The organism is Stenotrophomonas forensis, assembly GCF_028752115.1.
GTDB classification, from domain to species: Bacteria; Pseudomonadota; Gammaproteobacteria; order Xanthomonadales; family Xanthomonadaceae; genus Stenotrophomonas; species Stenotrophomonas forensis.
The window spans coordinates 804,468-822,964 of the sequence record NZ_CP082270.1; the positions used below are offsets into that span (position 1 = coordinate 804,468).

At 67.7% G+C, this 18,497-nt stretch carries 20 protein-coding genes; 12 read left to right on the top strand and 8 right to left on the bottom strand.

Annotated features, from left to right (window positions below; all coding sequences use genetic code 11):
- Positions 1-76: 76 nt before the first annotated feature.
- Positions 77-2,398: a DUF1631 domain-containing protein gene (locus tag K5L94_RS03660; protein ID WP_053448862.1), complete on the top strand. Its 2,322-nt coding sequence runs from the start codon at positions 77-79 to the stop codon at positions 2,396-2,398.
- A 51-nt stretch (positions 2,399-2,449) separates the two neighbouring features.
- Positions 2,450-3,529: an NAD(P) transhydrogenase subunit alpha gene (locus K5L94_RS03665; RefSeq protein ID WP_053448863.1), complete on the top strand. Its 1,080-nt coding sequence runs from the start codon at positions 2,450-2,452 to the stop codon at positions 3,527-3,529.
- A 63-nt stretch (positions 3,530-3,592) separates the two neighbouring features.
- On the opposite strand, the gene K5L94_RS03670 is transcribed toward K5L94_RS03665, so the two are convergent.
- The 3 genes from K5L94_RS03670 to K5L94_RS03680 are packed head-to-tail and all read right to left on the bottom strand — an operon-like array spanning position 3,593 to position 4,966.
- The gene (locus K5L94_RS03670; protein ID WP_053448864.1) at positions 3,593-4,054 is read right to left on the bottom strand and encodes a DUF3106 domain-containing protein; all 462 of its coding nucleotides are present in this window, start codon (positions 4,052-4,054) and stop codon (positions 3,593-3,595) included.
- Between the two features lie 4 nt (positions 4,055-4,058).
- Positions 4,059-4,385 carry a hypothetical protein gene (locus K5L94_RS03675; RefSeq protein WP_049457541.1) on the bottom strand — a complete coding sequence of 109 codons (327 nt, stop codon included), beginning with the start codon at positions 4,383-4,385 and terminating at the stop codon, positions 4,059-4,061.
- Positions 4,382-4,966 (bottom strand): RNA polymerase sigma factor, encoded by a 585-nt coding sequence (locus K5L94_RS03680; RefSeq protein ID WP_080357282.1) that lies wholly within the window; start codon positions 4,964-4,966, stop codon positions 4,382-4,384. Before K5L94_RS03680 ends, K5L94_RS03675 begins: the two co-directional genes overlap by 4 nt.
- A 98-nt stretch (positions 4,967-5,064) precedes the next feature.
- Between K5L94_RS03680 and K5L94_RS03685 the strand changes: the two genes are divergently transcribed.
- Together K5L94_RS03685 and K5L94_RS03690 are read left to right on the top strand one after the other, a co-directional pair.
- A complete protein-coding gene (locus K5L94_RS03685) occupies positions 5,065-5,385 on the top strand; it encodes an NAD(P) transhydrogenase subunit alpha part 2 (RefSeq protein ID WP_049457539.1) in 321 nt (106 codons plus the stop codon).
- Positions 5,382-6,842 carry an NAD(P)(+) transhydrogenase (Re/Si-specific) subunit beta gene (locus K5L94_RS03690; RefSeq protein ID WP_049457538.1) on the top strand — a complete coding sequence of 487 codons (1,461 nt, stop codon included), beginning with the start codon at positions 5,382-5,384 and terminating at the stop codon, positions 6,840-6,842. The genes K5L94_RS03685 and K5L94_RS03690 overlap by 4 nt, the downstream gene beginning before the upstream one ends.
- A gap of 191 nt (positions 6,843-7,033) precedes the next feature.
- Here K5L94_RS03690 and K5L94_RS03695 read toward each other — a convergent pair whose 3' ends face one another.
- Positions 7,034-7,453 (bottom strand): hypothetical protein, encoded by a 420-nt coding sequence (locus K5L94_RS03695; protein WP_049457537.1) that lies wholly within the window; start codon positions 7,451-7,453, stop codon positions 7,034-7,036.
- 122 nt (positions 7,454-7,575) lie between these two features.
- On the opposite strand from K5L94_RS03695, the gene sufT reads away from it, so the two are divergent.
- From sufT to K5L94_RS03725, 6 genes are all read left to right on the top strand, one after another.
- Positions 7,576-8,127, top strand: coding sequence for a putative Fe-S cluster assembly protein SufT (gene sufT, locus K5L94_RS03700; RefSeq protein WP_004144911.1), 552 nt, complete (start codon positions 7,576-7,578; stop codon positions 8,125-8,127).
- A gap of 59 nt (positions 8,128-8,186) precedes the next feature.
- Positions 8,187-9,281, top strand: a complete 1,095-nt coding sequence (locus tag K5L94_RS03705; protein WP_004154341.1) for a branched-chain amino acid aminotransferase — start codon at positions 8,187-8,189, stop codon at positions 9,279-9,281.
- A 170-nt stretch (positions 9,282-9,451) separates the two neighbouring features.
- Complete coding sequence (locus tag K5L94_RS03710; RefSeq protein ID WP_053448866.1) at positions 9,452-10,108, top strand: hypothetical protein; 657 nt, start codon at positions 9,452-9,454, stop codon at positions 10,106-10,108.
- Entirely contained in the window at positions 10,105-10,440 is a 336-nt protein-coding gene (locus K5L94_RS03715) for a transcriptional regulator (protein ID WP_004154344.1), read from the top strand. Before K5L94_RS03710 ends, K5L94_RS03715 begins: the two co-directional genes overlap by 4 nt.
- A 1-nt stretch (position 10,441) precedes the next feature.
- Positions 10,442-11,464: a M23 family metallopeptidase gene (locus K5L94_RS03720; protein ID WP_053448868.1), complete on the top strand. Its 1,023-nt coding sequence runs from the start codon at positions 10,442-10,444 to the stop codon at positions 11,462-11,464.
- 377 nt (positions 11,465-11,841) lie between these two features.
- Positions 11,842-13,581, top strand: a complete 1,740-nt coding sequence (locus K5L94_RS03725) for a S8 family peptidase (protein ID WP_053448869.1) — start codon at positions 11,842-11,844, stop codon at positions 13,579-13,581.
- 191 nt (positions 13,582-13,772) lie between these two features.
- Here K5L94_RS03725 and K5L94_RS03730 read toward each other — a convergent pair whose 3' ends face one another.
- The 3 genes from K5L94_RS03730 to wrbA form a co-directional block, all read right to left on the bottom strand.
- Entirely contained in the window at positions 13,773-14,258 is a 486-nt protein-coding gene (locus K5L94_RS03730; RefSeq protein WP_274512018.1) for an asparaginase domain-containing protein, read from the bottom strand.
- 79 nt (positions 14,259-14,337) lie between these two features.
- Complete coding sequence (locus K5L94_RS03735) at positions 14,338-14,673, bottom strand: DUF2069 domain-containing protein (RefSeq protein WP_032130425.1); 336 nt, start codon at positions 14,671-14,673, stop codon at positions 14,338-14,340.
- Positions 14,670-15,263 carry an NAD(P)H:quinone oxidoreductase gene (gene wrbA, locus K5L94_RS03740; RefSeq protein WP_053448870.1) on the bottom strand — a complete coding sequence of 198 codons (594 nt, stop codon included), beginning with the start codon at positions 15,261-15,263 and terminating at the stop codon, positions 14,670-14,672. The genes K5L94_RS03735 and wrbA overlap by 4 nt, the downstream gene beginning before the upstream one ends.
- 77 nt (positions 15,264-15,340) lie before the next feature.
- On the opposite strand from wrbA, the gene K5L94_RS03745 reads away from it, so the two are divergent.
- Positions 15,341-16,615: a YihY family inner membrane protein gene (locus K5L94_RS03745; RefSeq protein WP_004154462.1), complete on the top strand. Its 1,275-nt coding sequence runs from the start codon at positions 15,341-15,343 to the stop codon at positions 16,613-16,615.
- Entirely contained in the window at positions 16,612-17,184 is a 573-nt protein-coding gene (locus K5L94_RS03750; protein WP_053448871.1) for a TlpA family protein disulfide reductase, read from the top strand. Before K5L94_RS03745 ends, K5L94_RS03750 begins: the two co-directional genes overlap by 4 nt.
- Before the next feature lie 517 nt (positions 17,185-17,701).
- On the opposite strand, the gene ppk2 is transcribed toward K5L94_RS03750, so the two are convergent.
- Positions 17,702-18,484, bottom strand: coding sequence for a polyphosphate kinase 2 (gene ppk2, locus K5L94_RS03755; protein WP_049455893.1), 783 nt, complete (start codon positions 18,482-18,484; stop codon positions 17,702-17,704).
- Positions 18,485-18,497: the final 13 nt, after the last annotated feature.

Here is an 18,497-nt window from a genome sequence, read left to right on the forward strand (position 1 = left end):
CCGGTGCATGGGGTGTGCCGGCCGTCGCGATGTCCATGCTGTCTGTCGTACCAGAGAAGGTGGGGAGCCTTCCCGAATGATGAGCGTGCCCACACCGATGGGATCGCCGGGGCGTGACCCGGCCCAGCTCCAGCGTGCCCGGGACATGGTCCTGCCGGCGCTGTGCCAGGCCTTCGGGGCCGCACTGGCACGGTTCGACGATGCCCTGTTCGACCGGGCCGGCAATGCCGGTTCGTCGCAGCTGCTGTTCCTGGATGCGATGCGTGAACTGCGCCGCCGCCGCGAGGATATCGCGGCCGCCTTTGCCGGCCATCTGCAGCGGGCCTGGGAGGCGCTGGCCAGCGGTGAACCGCTGTCGGCCGAAACGACCCTGTCCGGCCCGGCCGAGGACGGCCTGAGTCTGTTGGCGGAACATGTGCTGGAATCGCGGCTGGCAGTGCGCAACTTCGCCACCGTGCTGCTGCGTGACTTCAAACCGGTGCTGGCGCGGCTCGACCGCCGCCTGGGCCGGCTGATCGGTGGCAGTGAACTGGATGCCGATCACAACCCGATCAGTCCCGAGCATCTGGGTGTCGCCATCCACGAAGCTTTTGCCGGCTGTGAACTGGCCCCGGAAGTGCACCTGGTGCTGATCAAGCTGTGCGAGCGCGACCTGCGCGCACCGGTCGGCCGCATCTACGAGAAGCTTGACGAACAACTGGCTGCGGCCGGCGTGATGTCGCAGATGGGGGCGCCACGGCGTCCGCCGTCGGCCGCGCCCGACCCGCGCATGGCCTCGGCCCTGGACGACCTGGTGGAACAGCGCCAGGGCGCGGGCTTCGATGCCGACTTCAGTGAAGATGAGCAGGCCGCGCCGGCCTGGGCACAGCGCTTTGCCGCGCGCTGGTCCGAGCGGCGTGGCCACATGCAGCAGCACCTGCCGGGCGAAGACAGCGGTACTGGCGAGGCCTACGCCGGCCAGCAGGGCATGCTGCTGGAAGCGCTGCACGAACTGCTGCAGCAGACCCGCCATGTGCGCGAGGATGCAACGTCGGCCGCGCAGGTGGCGATCGGCCAGCAGCGCCCGCTCAGCCAGCGCGAGATGATGTCGGTGTTGTCGCTCCTGCAGGCCACCCCCAGTGCGACGCTGCGTGCAGCGATCGGCGAGGATGGTGAATCGCTGGCGCAGCGGTTGAAGAGTGAAGTGCTGTCCAGCGCCACCCGCCTCGGCGTCGACCCCGGCCAGACCCGGCTGGACCCGCAGGACGAAGATGCGATCGACCTGGTCGGCATGCTGTTCGACGTGATGCTGGACGAGCGCGAACTGGAAGGCCGCTCGCGCGAGCTGATCGGCCGCCTGGTGGTGCCGTTCGTCAAGGTCGCGATGCTCGACCGCCGCATGTTCGTGCAGAAGACCCACCCGGCCCGCAAGCTGCTCAATTCGCTGGCCGAGGCCTGCGAAGGCAACACCGGCGAGAGCCAGGCCGAGCGCATGCTGATGGCAAAGGTCGAGGAAATCATTGAGCGCCTGGTGGCCGAGTTCAACGAGAACCTGGCGATCTTCCTGACCCTGGAAGAAGAATTCCGCGAGTTCCTGGTGCAGCATCGCCGCCGTGTGGAAATCGCCGAGCGCCGTGCTGCCGAGACCCAGCGCGGCCAGGAAAAGCTGGAAATGGCCCGTACCCGTGCCGGCGCCGAGCTGGATCGCCGTATCGGTGACGCCACTTTGCCGCCGGCCATCGCCGAGTTCCTGCGCCAGCCGTGGCAGCACCACCTGACCCTGGCGCTGCTGCGCGAAGGCGAGGAGGGCGCGTCGGTGGCCGAGGCCCTGGGCCTGGGCGACGGCCTGCTGGAGGAAGTGGCCGAGGCCCGCCGCCAGATCGTCGGCAAGCCGTGGCTGCAGGCCTGGCAGCCGGCGCTGGCCAAGGTGTTCGCCAGTGTCGGCGTACATGGTGACGCGGCCACCGGCGCCATCGACGCCCTGCATGACACCCTGCAGGGCATTGCCGAGTCCCGTCCGGAGCTGCAGCGCGCGCTGCCGGAGCTGCCGCAGGTCGCACTGCCGGCACCGCCGGTGGCCGAGTCGCCGGCAGTGGAACTGGGGGGGCAGATCGATGCCGATGACTTCGACAATGCCGACGCCGATCGCTTCCGTCGCATGGAAATCGGCAACTGGCTGGACTTCGTCGACAAGGATGGCAAGGTCCAGGCCGGCAAGCTGTCCTGGGTCAGTCCGATCTCTTCGCGCCTGCTGTTCGTGAACCGCCGAGGTGTGCGCTTCTGCGTGGCCTCGCCGGAAGAGCTGGCGGTGATGGTGCGGCTGGGCCGCCTGCGTGCCCACGTTGATGATGGCGCCTTCGACAGCGCGATGCAGGGTGTGATCGATCGATTGGACCCGGGCAGCGCCACCCTGCATTGAGCAGGGCCGCCTGCTAGGATCGGGAAAACTCACCGATCAGCGGGGACCTGCATGGCCGTGGCGTTGCTGGGGATCAAGGAGACCGTGCCGGGCGAACGGCGCGTGGCGCTGACGCCGGAGACCGCGCGCAAGCTCGGTGCCCTGGGCATCACCGTCTGGTACGAAAGCGGTGCCGGCCTCGCGGCGGGTTTCACCGATGCGGCCTATGACGATGCCGGTGCCCGTGCGTTCGATGCGCAGCGCTGGGGCGAGATCGACATCCTGCTGTGCGTGCAGGCACCGCCTGCGGGGGTGCTGGAAAAGCTCAAGCCGGGTGCCAGCGTGGTCGGATTGCTGACCCCGGCCAGCGATCCAGCCCTGGCTGCACTCGCTGCCGAGGATCGTCTGCACCTGTTCCCGCTGCAGCAGCTGCCGCGCACCACCCGTGCGCAGGCGATGGACGTGCTCAGTTCACAGGCCGGCATGGCCGGTTACAAGGCCGCGCTGATCGCCGCCGAGCGCGCGCCGCGCTTCTTCCCGATGCTGACCACCGCCGCCGGTACCGTGCGGCCGGCCAAGGTGCTGGTGATCGGTGCCGGCGTGGCCGGGTTGCAGGCGATTGCCACCGCGCGCCGGCTCGGCGCGCAGGTGGAGGGCTTCGACGTGCGCCCGGAAACCCGCGAGCAGATCCAGTCGCTGGGTGCGCGCTTCCTCGACCTGGGCGTGAGCGCGGCGGGTGAGGGCGGCTATGCGCGCGCGCTCACCGATGAGGAGCGCGCCGAACAGCAGCGCCGCCTGGCCGACCATCTGCGCGGCGTCGATGTGGTGATCTGCACGGCGGCAGTGCCGGGGCGCCCGGCACCGACGATCGTGACCGCCGCGATGGTGGATGGCATGGCCACCGGCAGCGTGATCGTGGACCTGGCGGCGGAGAGCGGCGGCAACTGCGCGCTGACCCAGCCGGGCCAGTGCATCGAGCATCAAGGGGTGACCATCGATGGCCCGCTGGGCCTGGCCAGTCGTGGTGCGACCCAGGCCAGCGAAATGTATGCGCGCAACTTGCTCAACTTCGTCGCGCTGTTCGTGCGCGAGGGCCAGCTCGGCTTCGATTGGGAAGACGAACTGCTGGCGAAGACGCGCTGGCAGTCGTGAATGACGTGGGGTCAGATCCCTTTGCCGCTGGCAAAGGGATCTGGCCCCCGCTATCCCGAAGGTTTACCGCGGCTTCGCCGGCGGCGGATTGTCGCGCACCCAGTCCTTGCGCTGCTCCGGCGTCATCTGCGACCAGCGCTCACGCAGGGCTTCGCGCTGCGCAGGTGGCATGTCGCGCATCTGCCCGAACAGGGCACGCGCCTGCTCGCGCTGTTCCGGGCTCATGTGCTCGAAGCGGCGCAGGCCGCGACGGGCCTTGTCGCGCTCCTCCGGGCTCATCGACTGCCAGCGCTGGCCGTGAGAGAGCATGCGCTGGCGCTGGCCGGCATCGGCGCCGTTCCAGCGGTCGCGCAGCGGTGCCAGCAGGGATTCGCGCTGGGCTTCACTCAGCTGTTCCCACGCTGGCAGGGGCGTGGCCGGCAGGGGGCGCGCGGCAGGCGTGTGCGCGGCGCTCTGCGCCAGCGCCGGGACGGCCGGCAGCAGCGACAGGGTCAGCAACAGCGGCAGGATGTTCAATCGGGGCATGGTTTCACTCCATCGCCAGGTCGGTGTCGCCCAGCCACAGGTACAGATCGGGATTTTCGTCGTACAGCGCGCTGTTGTCTTCCACCGAGGCCAGCACCGGAGCCGGCGCGGGGCCCGTCACGGGGCCGTGGCCGCTGAACTGCAGGCCGATACCCAGTGCCACCACCAGCGAACAGGCACTGGCCAGCCACCAGCGCCAGCGCCCGCGATGGGCCGCCGTGGCGCCGTGGCGGGCCAGGCGCAACCGGGCCAGCGTGGCCGGCGACAGCGCCTGCAGCGACTGCGCGTGCAGGCTGCGCAGGGTGTCATCGGAGGGCAGGGAGCGGTTCACGGGTGGGTCTCCAGGTAGTCCTGCAGCGCCTGCCGGGCGCGTGCCAGATGGGTTTTTACCGCGCCTTCGCTGCAGCCCATGGCGCGGGCGGTGGTGGCCCCGTCCAGGTCCTGCAGCACGCGCAGCGTGAAGGCCTCGCGCTGGCGCGCAGGCAGCGTGCGCAGTGCCTGCACCAGCTGCTGGTACTGCTGGCGCTGCTCATGCGCCTGCGCCGGGTCCGGGCCGGGGTCGGCCCAGTCGATGTCGCCCCCGTCGGCGTCCTGGTTGTCGCGCCAGAACGGCAGGCGGAAGCGGCGCCGGCGCTGCAGGTCGATCACGCGCCGGCGCAGGATGCTCCAGAACAGCGGCGCCCATTCGGTGGCCGGTTTGTCGGCATAGTCCAGCATGCGCATCAGCGCGTCCTGCACCGCGTCCATGGCGTCTTCGCGCTGGCGCAGGCCGGCCTCGGCGAAGCGGAACGCACGCGGGCCGACGCTGGCCAGGAACGCTTCCAGCGACGCCGGCACGGCATCGGTCTCGGCGCTCGGGGGGACGGGGCTGCTCACCAGCACAGGGTACGGTTCCTCGCTCGGGGTCACCATCGACAACGCGTGAGCGTGGCTTCGGTTGACGCGGGGTACGCGCCGGGTTCAGCCCGTGGTTATGATGGGCCGACGAAGACAGAGCGGGAGCGTTGCCAGTGAGTGACGGGTTCGTAGCGCTGTACATCTTCATGCTGGCCGCCATTGCCGGCCACGTGATCATTTCGCGGGTGCCGGTGATCCTGCACACCCCGCTGATGTCGGGTTCCAACTTCATCCACGGCATCGTGCTGATCGGTGCGATGGTGGTGCTGGGGCATGCGCAGACGCCGCTGGAAAAAGCGCTGGGCTTCCTCGCCGTGGTGCTTGGCGCCGGCAACGCCGCCGGCGGCTACGTGGTCACCGCGCGCATGCTGGAAATGTTCAAGCCGAGCGCGCCCAAGGGCGGCAAGGATCAGCCGAAGGAGCCGCAGGCTTGAACATCAGCACCGTCGAACTGCTCGACTGGCTGGTCAAGGCCAGCTACCTCGTCGCCGCTACGCTGTTCCTGCTGGGCCTGCAGCGCATGGCCTCGCCGCTGACCGCGCGCAGCGGCATCCGCTGGGCCGGGCTGGGCATGCTGCTGGCCACGGCGGCGACCTTCTTCCTGCCCGAACTGCACAACGTGCCGTTGATCCTGGTGGCGCTGCTGCTCGGCGCGGGGCTGGCCTGGTGGTCGGCCGGCAAGGTCGCCATCACCGACATGCCGCAGATGGTGGCGCTGTACAACGGCATGGGTGGCGGTTCGGCGGCGGCGATCGGCGCAGTGGAACTGCTGCGCTATGCCTTCCTGGCCCACCGTGACACCACGCACTGGAGCGAGCAGGCACTGGCCGATCTGGCCGCGCGCCAACCGTCGGGCACGGTGTTGCTGCTGGCGGTGGTCGGCGCGGCGATCGGCGCGGTGTCGCTGTCCGGCTCGGTGATCGCCTGGGCCAAGCTGGATGGCCGCCTCGACAAGCGGGTGACCTGGCCGGGCCAGCAGGTGATGAACCTGGTGGTGGCGCTGGCGGTGGTGGTCCTGGCGATCATCGCCGCCAGCACGCTCAGCACCTGGGCGATCGTCGCCTTCTTCGTGCTGGCGCTGGCGTTGGGCGTGTTGATGACGCTGCCGATCGGTGGCGCTGACATGCCGGTGGTGATCTCTCTGTACAACGCGTTCACTGGCCTGGCGGTGTCGTTCGAAGGCTATGTGCTGGGCAACGAGGCGCTGATCATCGCCGGCATGATGGTCGGTGCGGCGGGCATCCTGCTGACCCGGCTGATGGCCAAGGCAATGAACCGGCCGATCCGCAATGTGCTGTTCTCCAACTTCGGCGGTGGTGCCGGCGGTGAAGCACAGGCGATCTCCGGTTCGCAGAAGCCGATTGAAGCGGCCGACGTGGCGGCGATGATGGCCTTCGCCGAGCGCGTGGTGATCGTGCCCGGTTATGGCATGGCGGTCGCGCAGGCCCAGCACAAGATCTGGGAACTGGCGCAGCGGCTGGGCCAGCGCGGGGTGAAGGTGAAGTTCGCCATCCACCCGGTGGCCGGGCGCATGCCCGGGCACATGAACGTGCTGCTGGCCGAAGCGGGCGTGCCCTACGACCTGATCGCTGACATGGACGACATCAATCCCGAATTCGCCAACACCGACGTGGTGCTGGTGATCGGTGCCAACGACGTGGTCAATCCGGTCGCGCGTACCGACCCGGCCAGCCCGATCTACGGCATGCCGGTGCTGGACGTGGTCAACGCGCGCAACGTGGTGGTGATCAAGCGCGGCAAGGGCACCGGCTTTGCCGGCATCGAGAATGCGCTGTTCTACGCCGACAACACCCGCATGCTGTACGGCGATGGTGCTGAAGCGGCGGCCTCACTGGTAAGTGAACTGAAGGCGCTCGACGGCGGGCATTGAAGGCCGGGGTCGGATCCGCCGAGGGCCGGTAGGTGCGGACCTTGGTCCGCACGTTTCTGCCGGCCAGCGGCCGGCACTACCCCCATCCACGCATGGTGGCTGCACTTGGAAGGTGCGGACCTTGGTCCGCACGCCTCTGCCGGCCAGCGGCCGGCACTACCGCATCCCACAGGGGGCGTGGATCTGCGCACTCAGCGCGCCAGCCAGGCGCCGACGATCACGGCCACGGCCAGCCATAGCCATTCCATCGCGCCATTGGCCAGGGTGATCAGGGTCCAGGCCAGGTGCGGGCCCATGCGCAGGCTGGCGTCCCACAAACCCAGCCCGATCGAGCCGCCCATCCACGCACTGGCGATGGTCCAGTTGGCCACGGCGGCGACCAGCAGCGTGCCCAGCACGACCAGCGCGATGCGCAGGCGGCCCGGCCCCAGCGTGCCCATGCGCAGCATGAACACCAGTTCCAGTGCGGTCAGTACCGCCATCCAGCCGACCTGCCGACCGGTCATCAGCGCCAGCACCATCCAGGCAAGGGGAGCAACAACCAGACCCAGCAACAGCATGAAGGGCCAGAGCCAGGTCACGGTCCTGGCACGCGCGGCATTGGAGGACATCGAAGCTCCCAGAAGGTCGCCCACAGGATACTGTGGTTTGCCGCAGTGCACCGGCGGTGGCAGGGCGGCTGGGCTAGAATGCCGTCTTGCGTGGCCTCGGCCGCGGCCCCATATCGGTCCCCATGTATTCCCGTAGCAGCGAACCTGTCCACTTCGAACGCGATTGCGAGGCCGTGATGGTCCCGCAGGGCGATACCGTGACCCTGCCCGCCGGCAGCTATGGGTACATCACCCAGGCGTTGGGCGGCAGTTACTCGGTGTTCGTCGAGGGCAACCTGTTCCGCATCGCCGGCAAGGACGGCGACGCCATCGGCAAGGAGGCCCCGGCACCGCTGGAGCTGCCCGCCGATGCCACCGATGAACAGGTGGAACAGCTGGTGTGGCAGCAGCTTCGCACCTGCTTCGACCCGGAAATTCCGGTGAACATCGTCGAACTGGGCCTGGTCTACGAGGTCGAGATCAAGCATCTGGACGAAGGCCAGCGCGAGATCGACGTGAAGATGACCCTGACCGCACCGGCCTGCGGCATGGGTGACATCCTGGTCGATGATGTGCGCAGCAAGCTTGAAATGATCCCGACGGTGGCCGAGGCCGACGTCGAGCTGGTATTCGACCCGCCGTGGAACCAGCACATGATGTCCGAAGCGGCGCGGCTCGAGACCGGCATGCTTTGACCCACGGCCCGCAGCGACGCGGGCCCGGCACTACCCGCAACCAGAACAGGAAATCTCCGGTGTCCCAGTCCATTCCCAGCTTCGCCGTCACCCGTTCGGACCACCCGCGCAGCGCTGAAGAGCGCGCCCAGATCCTGGAGAAGCCGGGCTTCGGCCTGCACTTCACCGATCACATGGTGGAAGTGCGCTGGGACAAGGATGCCGGCTGGCACAACGCCAACGTGCGCGCCTACGGCCCGCTGCAGCTGGATCCGGCTGCGGCCGTGCTGCACTACGGCCAGGAAATCTTCGAAGGCATCAAGGCCTACCGCCACGCCGACGGTTCGATCTGGACCTTCCGCCCGGATGCCAACGGCCGTCGCCTGCAGCGTTCGGCGCAGCGCCTGGCGCTGCCGGAACTGCCGGTGGAGATCTTCGTTGAATCGCTGAAGCAGCTGATCGCGGTGGACAGCGCCTGGGTGCCGTCGGCCGACGAGTCCAGCCTGTACTTCCGTCCGTTCATGATCGGCGACGAAGCCTTCCTCGGCGTGCGCGGCGCGCACAAGGCCGGCTACTACGTCATCGCCAGCCCGGCCGGCCCGTACTTCGCCAAGGGCGTCGCCCCGGTGTCGATCTGGCTGTCGACCGAGTATGCCCGTGCGGCCAAGGGTGGCACCGGTGCCGCCAAGTGCGGTGGCAACTACGCCGCCTCGCTGCTGCCGCAGCAGAAGGCACAGGCCCAGGGCTGCTCGCAGGTGCTGTTCCTCGACCCGGTCGAGGGCAAGTACCTGGAAGAACTGGGCGGCATGAACGTGTTCCTGGTCTACAAGGACGGCACGCTGGTTACCCCGGAACTGTCCGGCAGCATCCTCGAGGGCATCACCCGCGAGAGCATCCTGCAGCTGGCGCGCGACCGCGGCATGAAGGTCGAAGAGCGCAAGGTCAGCATTGACGAGTGGAAGGACGGCGTGGCCTCCGGTGCGATCAGCGAAGTGTTCGCCTGCGGCACGGCGGCGGTGGTTACCCCGATCGGCCAGCTGAAGGGCGAGGGCTTCTCGGTGGGCGACATCAACGCCCCGGCCGGCGAAGTGACCATGTCGCTGCGCAAGGAGCTGACCGATATCCAGTACGGCCGTCTGCCGGACCGCCACAACTGGCTGGTCAAGCTGGGTTGATCGCTCGCACCGAACGATAGCGTCGAGCCAGGCTCGACCGCGTTCCCGGAAAGCCCGTCCCCGTGACGGGCTTTCTGCGTTATGGGGCCGCCGGATCGCTGCCCGGGAGTGATTGACGCAAATAGGTTTGCAATGCAAACTTAATTCAAACGCCCCCGCTGGAGCATGTCATGCAGCAGCCGTCCGTCATCGACCCTTCCTCGCGCCTGCAGGCGCTGACCCGTGAATACTCGCGGTACTCGCGAAGCGCCGGCGGCCTGTCGGCGATGGCCGGTGGCGTTGCCTGCCTGGCCTCTTTCCTGGCCGGCGCCCTGTTGCCGACCACCCTGGCGCTGCGCATCGTGCTGATCGCCATGCCCATGCTTTGGATCGTCGGCAAGCAGTGGCTTGCGCGCCGCTACTATCAGCGGCTGGGCCAGGTCGAGGAGCAGGTCACGCCGGTCGAGCGCAATTTCCAGCGATTCTTCATCGCCTTCACCGCGCTGGTAAGCGTGCTGGTGGTCGGCAGCGTGCTGACCCGGCTGGCCCCGATGGGGGAGCGGCCCTGGGACCTGCGCGCACTCGGTTACCTCGGGGTGGTGGCGATGCTGCCCTGGGTCGTGTGGCGTTGGCTGCGTACTCCCCTGGAGTTCATCGTGGGCGTGTTCCTGATGTGCCAGGCCGCGCTGGCCTTCACCGGGCAGACCTATGGGTTCGGGCCGAGCACCGCCGTGTTCCCGCTGGCGTCCATCGCGCTGATCGTCGTCGGCTGGCGTGATCACCAGCGCTTCCTCCGCCTGCAGGCCGAGATGCGCATGTTCATGGCGGGGCGGGCACACCCCGAATGAGCAGATTGCCTGATGCCCGCACGCTGCTGCAGCTTGATCGCCTGATCCACGAACCGGCACGCCTGCTGATCCTGTCGATCCTGGCCGGCGCCGAATCGGCCGAGTTCGGTTTCGTCGAACATCTCAGTGGCCTGAGCAAAGGCAACCTGTCCAGCCATCTGAGCAAGTTGGAGGCGGCCGGGCTGGTTGCCATCGACAAGACGTTCCGGGGCAAGCGTCCCCTGACCACCCTGCAGCTGACTCCGGTTGGGCGACAGGCCCTTACCGAATACCGCACGCAGCTGGCGGCGATCGTCGCCGGTATTCCCGTTCCAGATCGCAAGGAGCCCTGACATGACATTGCTTCCACGCCTGATTGCAGTTCTGGTTCTCGCCCTTCCAGCCCTCGGTGGCAGGGCCGCGACGAGCGATCCGCGCCAGCAGGGGGCGGCGTTGACCACGCAGTTCTACGAGGGACACATCGACGCCCTGTGGGAGCGGATGACGCCGCAGATGCAGGCGGCGCTGCAGTCCAGGCAGAACCTGGTGGCACTGCGCGAGCAGGTGATCTCCGGCTGGGGGGCGGAAACGGAAGTGGTCAGCGAGAAGGTCGGCAGTGCAGATGGAAACGACACCTATCTGCGCCAGGTTCGTTTCGAGAAGCGCCCGGGCATCGTCCAGGTGCTGTGGGCACTCGACGCCGAGGGGCGGATCAGCGGCTTCTACATCCGCCCCGAACAGTCCTCGCCCCCACAGGCCGCGGCCAGCCGGTTCCTTGACTACACCACCCGCACGCGCCTGCAACTGCCGTTCGACGACGAGTTCTTCGTGTTCTGGGGTGGGCGCAGCATCGAGCAGAACTACCATGCGGCCCACGCCGGCCAGCGCTTCGCGCTGGACCTGCTGATGGTCCGCGAGGGCCGATCGCACCGGGGCGACGGGCTGCGCAATGAAGACTACTTCTGCTTCGGTCGCCCGATCCTCGCGCCTGCCGATGGCACCGTGGTAGAGGTGGTCGACAGTGTTGCCGACAACGTGCCCGGCCAGATGAATGCGGCGCAGCTCACCGGCAACCGGGTCATCCTCGACCACGGCAATGACGAGTACTCGGTGCTGGCGCACCTGCGGCAGGGCAGCGTGCGCGTCGCACAGGGGCAGGTGGTCCGCAGCGGTGCGCATCTGGCTGACTGTGGCAACAGCGGCAATTCCTCCGAGCCGCACCTGCACTACCAGCTGCAGGCAGGGCCTGCATTCGGCGTCGGCGCGGCGCTGCCGGCGCAGTTCTCCGATTACCTGGCCGATGGCCAGCCCGTCGCGCGCGGTGAGCCGGTCAAGGGGCAGCAGATCCGTCCCGCCGGTGTTGCGCAGGCACAGTAGCGCTGTTCCTGAAGCACATGCGTGATGGCCGTTCCGATGCCGGGCGGCCGTCGTCGTTGGTGAGCGGACGCCGATGTCGGCAAAGTCATGCGTGGACATGACATCCCCCAGTCAGGGCTGTGCAGGGCGCGCGAAAGTTCCTTCACCTTCACAAACCCTCGACCCGGAAAGTCTCAGATCAGACATTTCATCTTGCTGAAAAGACGCTGAAAATCTTGTGGTGTCCGGTTTTGGTCATTAGCGTCATCTGCACGGCGGATCAAAAGGGGGATCCGCTGACTCGCCGGACTTCGAACCTCGCCAACGCAAGCCAGCCCATGGTTCGGGCCGGTGCTTCTGCCGATTCCGGCATTCACACCACTAGAAAGGGAAATACGATGTCCCAGGTAACGCAACCGCGTGTGCGTCGAGTGTGGGTGGTCCTTGGTGCGTCCGTTCTGTCATCGCTGCTGCTGGCCACGCCTGCGCTGGCCGGTGATGTCCAGCTCAGCGGGCTGCAGTCCGCGCCGACGCACCAGCGCTTCATCGTGAAGTACCGTGACGGCAGTGCGCCGGTGGCCAATACCACCGCACTGGCTTCCTCGCTGAAGACGGCCGCCGCCGGCCTGGCCAGCAGCCAGGGCCGCGCGCTGGGCCTGCAGGAAGTCCGCAAGCTGGCCGTCGGCCCGACCCTGGTCAGGACCGATCGTCCGCTCGACCAGGCCGAATCCGAGCTGCTGATGCGCAAGCTGGCCGCCGATCCGAACGTGGAATACGTCGAAGTCGACCAGATCATGCGTGCCACGCTGACGCCCAATGACACCCGTTTCAGCGAGCAGTGGGGCTTTGGCACCTCCAATGCGTCGATCAACGTGCGCCCGGCCTGGGACAAGTCGACCGGCACCGGCGTGGTGGTGGCGGTCATCGACACCGGCATCACCAACCATCCGGACCTCAATGCCAACATCCTGCCGGGCTACGATTTCATCAGCGATGCGGCGATGGCGCGTGATGGCGGTGGCCGCGACAGCAATCCGAACGACGAAGGCGACTGGTACGGTGCCAACGAGTGCGGCCCGGGCATTCCAGCCTCCAACTCCAGCTGGCACGGCACCCACGTCGCCGGCACGGTGGCGGCGGTGACCAACAACAGCACCGGCGTGGCCGGCACCGCGTTCAACGCCAAGGTCGTGCCGGTCCGCGTGCTCGGCAAGTGCGGTGGCTACACCTCGGATATCGCCGATGCGATCGTCTGGGCCTCCGGTGGCACCGTCAGCGGCGTGCCGGCCAACGCCAATCCGGCCGAGGTCATCAACCTCTCGCTGGGCGGCGGCGGCAGCTGCTCGTCCACCTACCAGAACGCGATCAACGGTGCGGTCGGCCGTGGCACCACGGTGGTGGTCGCCGCTGGCAACAGCAACACCAACGTGTCCTCGTCGGTGCCGGCCAACTGTGCGAACGTGATCGCGGTGGCCGCGACCACCTCGGCCGGTGCGCGTGCCAGCTTCTCCAACTATGGTGCCGGCATCGACATCTCCGGCCCGGGCCAGAGCATCCTGTCCACCCTCAACACCGGCACCACCACGCCGGGCAGCGCCACCTACGCGTCCTACAACGGCACCTCGATGGCGGCGCCGCACGTGGCCGGCGTAGTTGCACTGATGCAGTCGGTGGCGCCGAGCGCGCTGAGTCCGGCACAGGTCGAGAGCATCATCAAGAGCACCGCACGTCCGTTGCCGGGTGCATGCTCGGGTGGTTGCGGTGCCGGCATCGTCGACGCCGATGCCGCCGTTGCTGCGGCCATCAACGGTGGTGGGCCGAACCCGGGTGGCAACGTGCTGCAGAACAACGTGCCGGTGACCGGCCTGGGCGCCGCGACCGGTGCCGAGCTGAACTACACCGTCGCGGTTCCGGCCGGCAGCACCCAGCTGCGCGTGGCGATCAGTGGTGGCAGCGGTGATGCTGACCTCTACGTGCGCCAGGGCAGTGCCCCGACCGATACCACCTACACCTGTCGCCCGTACCTGAGTGGCAACAGCGAAACCTGCACCATCAACAGCCCCGCTGCCGGCACCTGGTATGTGCGGGTCAAGGCGTACAGCACCTTCTCGGGCCTGACCCTCAACGCCCAGTACTAAGCCCAAGTCCCTCTCCATGGGCACGCCCCGGCTCCGGCCGGGGCGTTCTTGTCCGGGTGGGTGCCGACCTTGGTCGGCACGGCCTTCGGCTTGGGATGCCTGTGCCGCGCTGGCGCGCGGTTGCCGAGCATGGCTCGGCACTACAAGGGCAGCGCTTTGGTGGGTGCCGACCTTGGTCGGCACGCCGTTCCTCAGACCGACTCGAAGCGGTTCGCCGCCACGTTCTTGCGCACGTGCTGCGGATCAAAGATCCGACCGTTCATCGCGATGTACACGCCGGTCGGCAGCGACTGCACCGCACCGATCGCGCACCCGATGTTGAACTCCGCATCCGAGCCGCGGAAACGGGCCGGGCTCAGCGCGCCGGTCATCACGATGGTCTTGTCCGGGATCGTCGCCAGCACCTTGCCGGTCTGCACCATCGAATCGGTACCGTGGGTCACCAGCACGTGGCGGGTTGGCTGCGCGGCGATGGTGGCGCGGATCAGCTCGCGGTCCTCATGATTGATGTGCAGCGAGTCCTTGCGCAGGATCGGAATCACGTTGAAGCGGAAGGTCACGCCCAGCTCACGCAGGATCATGCCGATCTGCGGATCTCCGATCTGGTAGTCCGACTTGTCGTCGAAGTAGATCTTGTCGATCGTGCCGCCGGTGGTGACGACCAGGAGCTCTTCCATCATGTGCATGCGCGAAACCAGGACAGGTACAGCGGCGCGGGGCCAGGAACACAGATGATACGGCCCGGCGGCCGCAGCGTCAGCGTCGCTTGCCGAAGCGGGCGCGCAGCCCCGGCAGGCTGGCGCTGAAGATCACCAGCAGGGCCAGTGCGATCTCGATCAGCGCCAGCCAGCGTGTTTCCGGGTGGCTCCAGGCACTCATCACGCCGTGGCTGAACCAGCCCAGGGCCAGAACCGAGGCCCAGAAGCCGGCCTTGCGCCAGCCCAGCCGCAGGGCGACGGCCAGCGCCAGCGGCGGCGCGGTGAACACCAGCTGGGTGGCCAGCCAGTGCTTGTCATTGATGAACCAGCCTGCGAACAGCGCGGCCAGCCCCATCAGGGCCAGCAGCAGGACCGTGCGCGGCGCGGCGCTCATCGGCCCAACCGCTGCGCGATGTCGGCCACCCGGCGGCCCAGCGCGCGGGCCAGCACGGCCTCGTCGTCGGTCGGTTGCGGGTCGTCGGCAGCACCGGCCACATGGCTTGCACCATACGGCGTGCCGCCACTGGTGGTATGGCTCAGCGCCGGCTCGGTGAACGGGATGCCGACGATCAGGCAGCCGTGGTGCAGCAGCGGGACCTGCATCGACAGCAGGGTCGACTCCTGGCCGCCATGCATCGAGGCGGTGGAAGTGAACACGCCGGCCGGCTTGCCCGACAGCGTGCCATTGACCCATTCGGCGCCCAGGCCATCGAGGAAGTGCTTCACCGGCGCGGCCATGTTGCCGAATCGGGTCGGGCTGCCGAGCAGCAGGCCCTGGCACTCGACCAGATCCTGCACGCTCACGTAGGGGGCGCCATCGTCGGGTACCGGCGGCTGCGCGGTCTGGGTTACCGCGGCCACCGGCGGTACCGTGCGCAGGCGCGCGGTCATCCCCGGCACCTCGCCGATGCCCCGCGCGATCTGGCGCGCCAGCCGTGCCACCGAACCGCCCCGGCTGTAGTACAGCACCAGAATCTCGCCCATCGTGCCCGCTTCTCCTCGTCGTCTGGCCACCAGTATGGCTATCCTGCGAGCATTCCGCATCGGGTACCCTTTCGCCGATGGAACCTTTGGATACGCTCAACCTGTGGATGGAGCGCGCGCGGGATCGCGCACGGGCCATCAGTTTCGGCCGCTTCCTGTGGCATCGCTTCCTCGACGACCGCCTGTTCCAGGCAGCGGCGGCGCTGGCGTACACCACGGTGTTCGCGCTGGTGCCGCTGGCGATCGTGGTGTTCGGCGTGCTCTCGGCCTTCCCTGTCTTCGACCGCTGGAGCGATCAGCTCAGCGATTACGTCTTCTCCAACTTCGTACCCAATGCCGCGCGTGCGGCCGAGGGCTACCTGCGCCAGTTCTCGGCCAGTGCCGGCCAGCTGACCGCGGCCGGTTTCATCGCGCTGGTGGTGTCGCTGCTGATCACCCTCAACAGCGTTGAAGAAACCTTCAACCAGATCTGGCGGGTCGGCTCGACCCGGCCCAAGCTGACCCGCTTCCTGGTCTACTGGACCGTGCTGACCCTGGGCGCGATGCTCGCCGCCGCTTCGCTGGCGGTATCGGCGCGGGTGTTCGCGATGCCGCTGTTCGGTACCCAGGAGGGCCGCTGGCTGGCCGAACTGGCACTGCGGCTGGCGCCGATCCTGATCGAGTTCGTGTGCATCACGCTGATGTTCCGGGTGGTGCCGCACCACACCGTGAAATGGCGGCACGCGGTGCCCGGCGCGATCCTGGCCGCGGTGATCCTGGAACTGGTGAAGTGGGGCATCGGCGCCTACCTGGGCAGCTTCCAGTCCTACCAGAAGCTGTATGGCACGGTCGCCTTCGTGCCGATCCTGCTGCTGTGGATCTACCTGTGCTGGGTGGCCGTGCTGCTGGGCGCGTCGTTGTCCTCGTCGATGGCCGCCTTCCGCTACCAGCCGGTGGAGCTGCGGCTGCCGCAGGGTTACGAGTTCTACGGCCTGCTGCGCCTGCTCGGCCGCTTCCACCATGCACGCTTGAAGGGCAGGGGCCTGGCCGATGATGAAATCCTGCGGCTGGAGCCGATGCTGACGGACTCCCTGCTGCATGACCTGGCCTGCAACCTGCAGGAGATCGGCCTGCTGCGCCGCGACGAGCAAGGCGAGTGGCTGCTGTCGCGCGACCTGGACCAGGTCAGCCTGGCCGATCTGTACGAATGCACCCAGCTGCGCATCCCGGTAGCCGAGCAGCACCTGCCGTACCGCGACGACAGCCTGGGCCGGGCCGCCCTGGCGGCACTGGACGACCTGCGACTGCCCCTGCGCGAACGCCTCAAGCGCAAGGTCAGCGATATCTATACTGATTCTGGAGACACGCCATGACCCGCAAGACCCCGTTGCTGCTGCTCCCACTGGCCCTGGCGCTGGCCCTTGCCGCCTGCAAGCCGGCGCAGGAACCGGCCCCGGCCAGCAGCCAGCCGCCGGCGCAGGCACCGACACCGAGCACGCCTGCACCGGTCGAGGAGACCCCGGCCGAACGCACCACCGCCGAGTTCCCGGCGCTGAAGATGAAGGCGGTGGATGGCAGCGAGTACGACCTGGCCGCGCATCGTGGCAAGTGGGTGGTGGTGAATTTCTGGGCGACCTGGTGCGCGCCGTGCCGCAAGGAGATGCCGGAGCTGTCGGCGCTGCATGCGATGCGCAGCAACATCGAGGTGGTCGGTCTGGCCTATGAGGACATCGAGGCGCCCGAGATGCAGGCGTTCCTGACCAAGCATCCGGTGACCTACCCGATCGTGATCGTGGATCCGTTCGATCCGCCGGCCGATTTCGCCACCCCGCGTGGGCTGCCGCTGACGCATCTGCTGGATCCGCAGGGCAAGCTGGCGCACAGCTTCCTTGGCCCGGTGACCGCCGCCGACATCGAAAAGCAGATCGCCGCTTCCAAGTAGCGGGTGGGCCGGCAGGGCCCGCAGCCCTGCACCCGCTGGATCAACGTCAACGTCAACGTCAAAAGCGCGCATTCCGTGGGATGGCGGGGTGGGTCCGGTTGCGGGAGACGCCGTAAACCCATCCATGGGGGCTTGGCCGCGGCATCCATGCCGCGGACACTCCCGCCACCGGACCCACCCCGCCTTCGACAGATCTCGGCGATCTGCCCGCTCTTCTGTAGAGCCGAGCCATGCTCGGCTCAGATCTCACAGATATCGAAATATTCGATTTTGATTGGGATTCATCCACACACAGAGTGGATCCATCAGATCGCAGAAATCTGTCAGAGGTGGGGCGGTGTCGGAGTGCGGGGTGTCCGCGGCATGGATGCCGCGGCCAAGCCCCCAGGGATGGGTTCACGGCGTCCCCGCACTCCGGCACCGCCCCGCCATCCCACGTAATGCCTGCTTCTGCTGTTGCTTCGGCCGTTGCTTGAAGGCTTCTGCAGGTGCAGGGCGCAGCCCTGCCGAACAAACCCTATTCCTCGACCGGGAAATCCTCGATCGGCTTCAGCACATCGTAGTGCTCGCGATGCAGCTTGCCCTTCAGCTTCGGCAGTTCCGGCAACGGCGCATCCACCCGCGTGTCCGGCAACCGGTCCAGCAGGTTGCGCACCAGGGTCAGCCGGCCCAGCCGCTGGTCGTTGAAATCCACCAGCGTCCACGGCGCGCCTTCGCGATGGGTGGCGCGCAGCATCGCCTCGCGCGCTTCGGTGTAGGCGCTGTACTTGCTGCGTGACTTCAGGTCGACCGGCGACAGCTTCCAGCCCTTCAGTGGATCGATGTGGCGCTCGGCAAAGCGCTTTTCCTGCTGCTCCTGGTCCACGCACAGCCAGTACTTGAACAACAGGATGCCGTCGTCCACCAGCAGCTGTTCAAACACCGGCGCCTGGCGCAGGAACTGCTGGTACTCGGTCTCGCTGCAGTACCCCATCACCCGCTCGACGCCGGCGCGGTTGTACCAGCTGCGGTCCATCAGCACGATCTCGCCGGCGGCGGGAAGGTGCGATGCATAACGTTGGAAATACCACTGCGTGGCCTCACGGTCGGTGGGCTTGGGCAAGGCCACCACCCGGCACTGGCGAGGGTTGAGATGCTGGCTGATGGCCTGGATCGCGCCACCCTTGCCCGCCGTATCCCTGCCTTCGAACAGCACCAGCAGGCGTTGGCCACTGTGCTGCACCCAGCGCGCCATCGCGGTCAGTTCCAGCTGCAGCGGCAGCAGCAGTTCGTCGTACTCCTTGCGCTTGAGCTTTGCCATCGTCACACCACGC

What these genes read in the sequence shown, in the direction of transcription:
- K5L94_RS03715 (WP_004154344.1), top strand. Translation starts at nt 10,105, where the DNA reads ATGAGCAGATTGCCTGATGCCCGCACGCTGCTGCAGCTTGATCGCCTG.
- K5L94_RS03745 (WP_004154462.1), top strand. Translation starts at nt 15,341, where the DNA reads ATGGAACCTTTGGATACGCTCAACCTGTGGATGGAGCGCGCGCGGGAT.
- sufT (WP_004144911.1), top strand. Translation starts at nt 7,576, where the DNA reads ATGTATTCCCGTAGCAGCGAACCTGTCCACTTCGAACGCGATTGCGAG.
- K5L94_RS03680 (WP_080357282.1), bottom strand. Translation starts at nt 4,966, where the DNA reads ATGGTGACCCCGAGCGAGGAACCGTACCCTGTGCTGGTGAGCAGCCCC.
- K5L94_RS03665 (WP_053448863.1), top strand. Translation starts at nt 2,450, where the DNA reads ATGGCCGTGGCGTTGCTGGGGATCAAGGAGACCGTGCCGGGCGAACGG.
- K5L94_RS03695 (WP_049457537.1), bottom strand. Translation starts at nt 7,453, where the DNA reads ATGTCCTCCAATGCCGCGCGTGCCAGGACCGTGACCTGGCTCTGGCCC.
- ppk2 (WP_049455893.1), bottom strand. Translation starts at nt 18,484, where the DNA reads ATGGCAAAGCTCAAGCGCAAGGAGTACGACGAACTGCTGCTGCCGCTG.
- K5L94_RS03670 (WP_053448864.1), bottom strand. Translation starts at nt 4,054, where the DNA reads ATGCCCCGATTGAACATCCTGCCGCTGTTGCTGACCCTGTCGCTGCTG.
- K5L94_RS03660 (WP_053448862.1), top strand. Translation starts at nt 77, where the DNA reads ATGATGAGCGTGCCCACACCGATGGGATCGCCGGGGCGTGACCCGGCC.
- wrbA (WP_053448870.1), bottom strand. Translation starts at nt 15,263, where the DNA reads ATGGGCGAGATTCTGGTGCTGTACTACAGCCGGGGCGGTTCGGTGGCA.
- K5L94_RS03730 (WP_274512018.1), bottom strand. Translation starts at nt 14,258, where the DNA reads ATGGAAGAGCTCCTGGTCGTCACCACCGGCGGCACGATCGACAAGATC.
- K5L94_RS03720 (WP_053448868.1), top strand. Translation starts at nt 10,442, where the DNA reads ATGACATTGCTTCCACGCCTGATTGCAGTTCTGGTTCTCGCCCTTCCA.
- K5L94_RS03725 (WP_053448869.1), top strand. Translation starts at nt 11,842, where the DNA reads ATGTCCCAGGTAACGCAACCGCGTGTGCGTCGAGTGTGGGTGGTCCTT.
- K5L94_RS03710 (WP_053448866.1), top strand. Translation starts at nt 9,452, where the DNA reads ATGCAGCAGCCGTCCGTCATCGACCCTTCCTCGCGCCTGCAGGCGCTG.
- K5L94_RS03735 (WP_032130425.1), bottom strand. Translation starts at nt 14,673, where the DNA reads ATGAGCGCCGCGCCGCGCACGGTCCTGCTGCTGGCCCTGATGGGGCTG.
- K5L94_RS03750 (WP_053448871.1), top strand. Translation starts at nt 16,612, where the DNA reads ATGACCCGCAAGACCCCGTTGCTGCTGCTCCCACTGGCCCTGGCGCTG.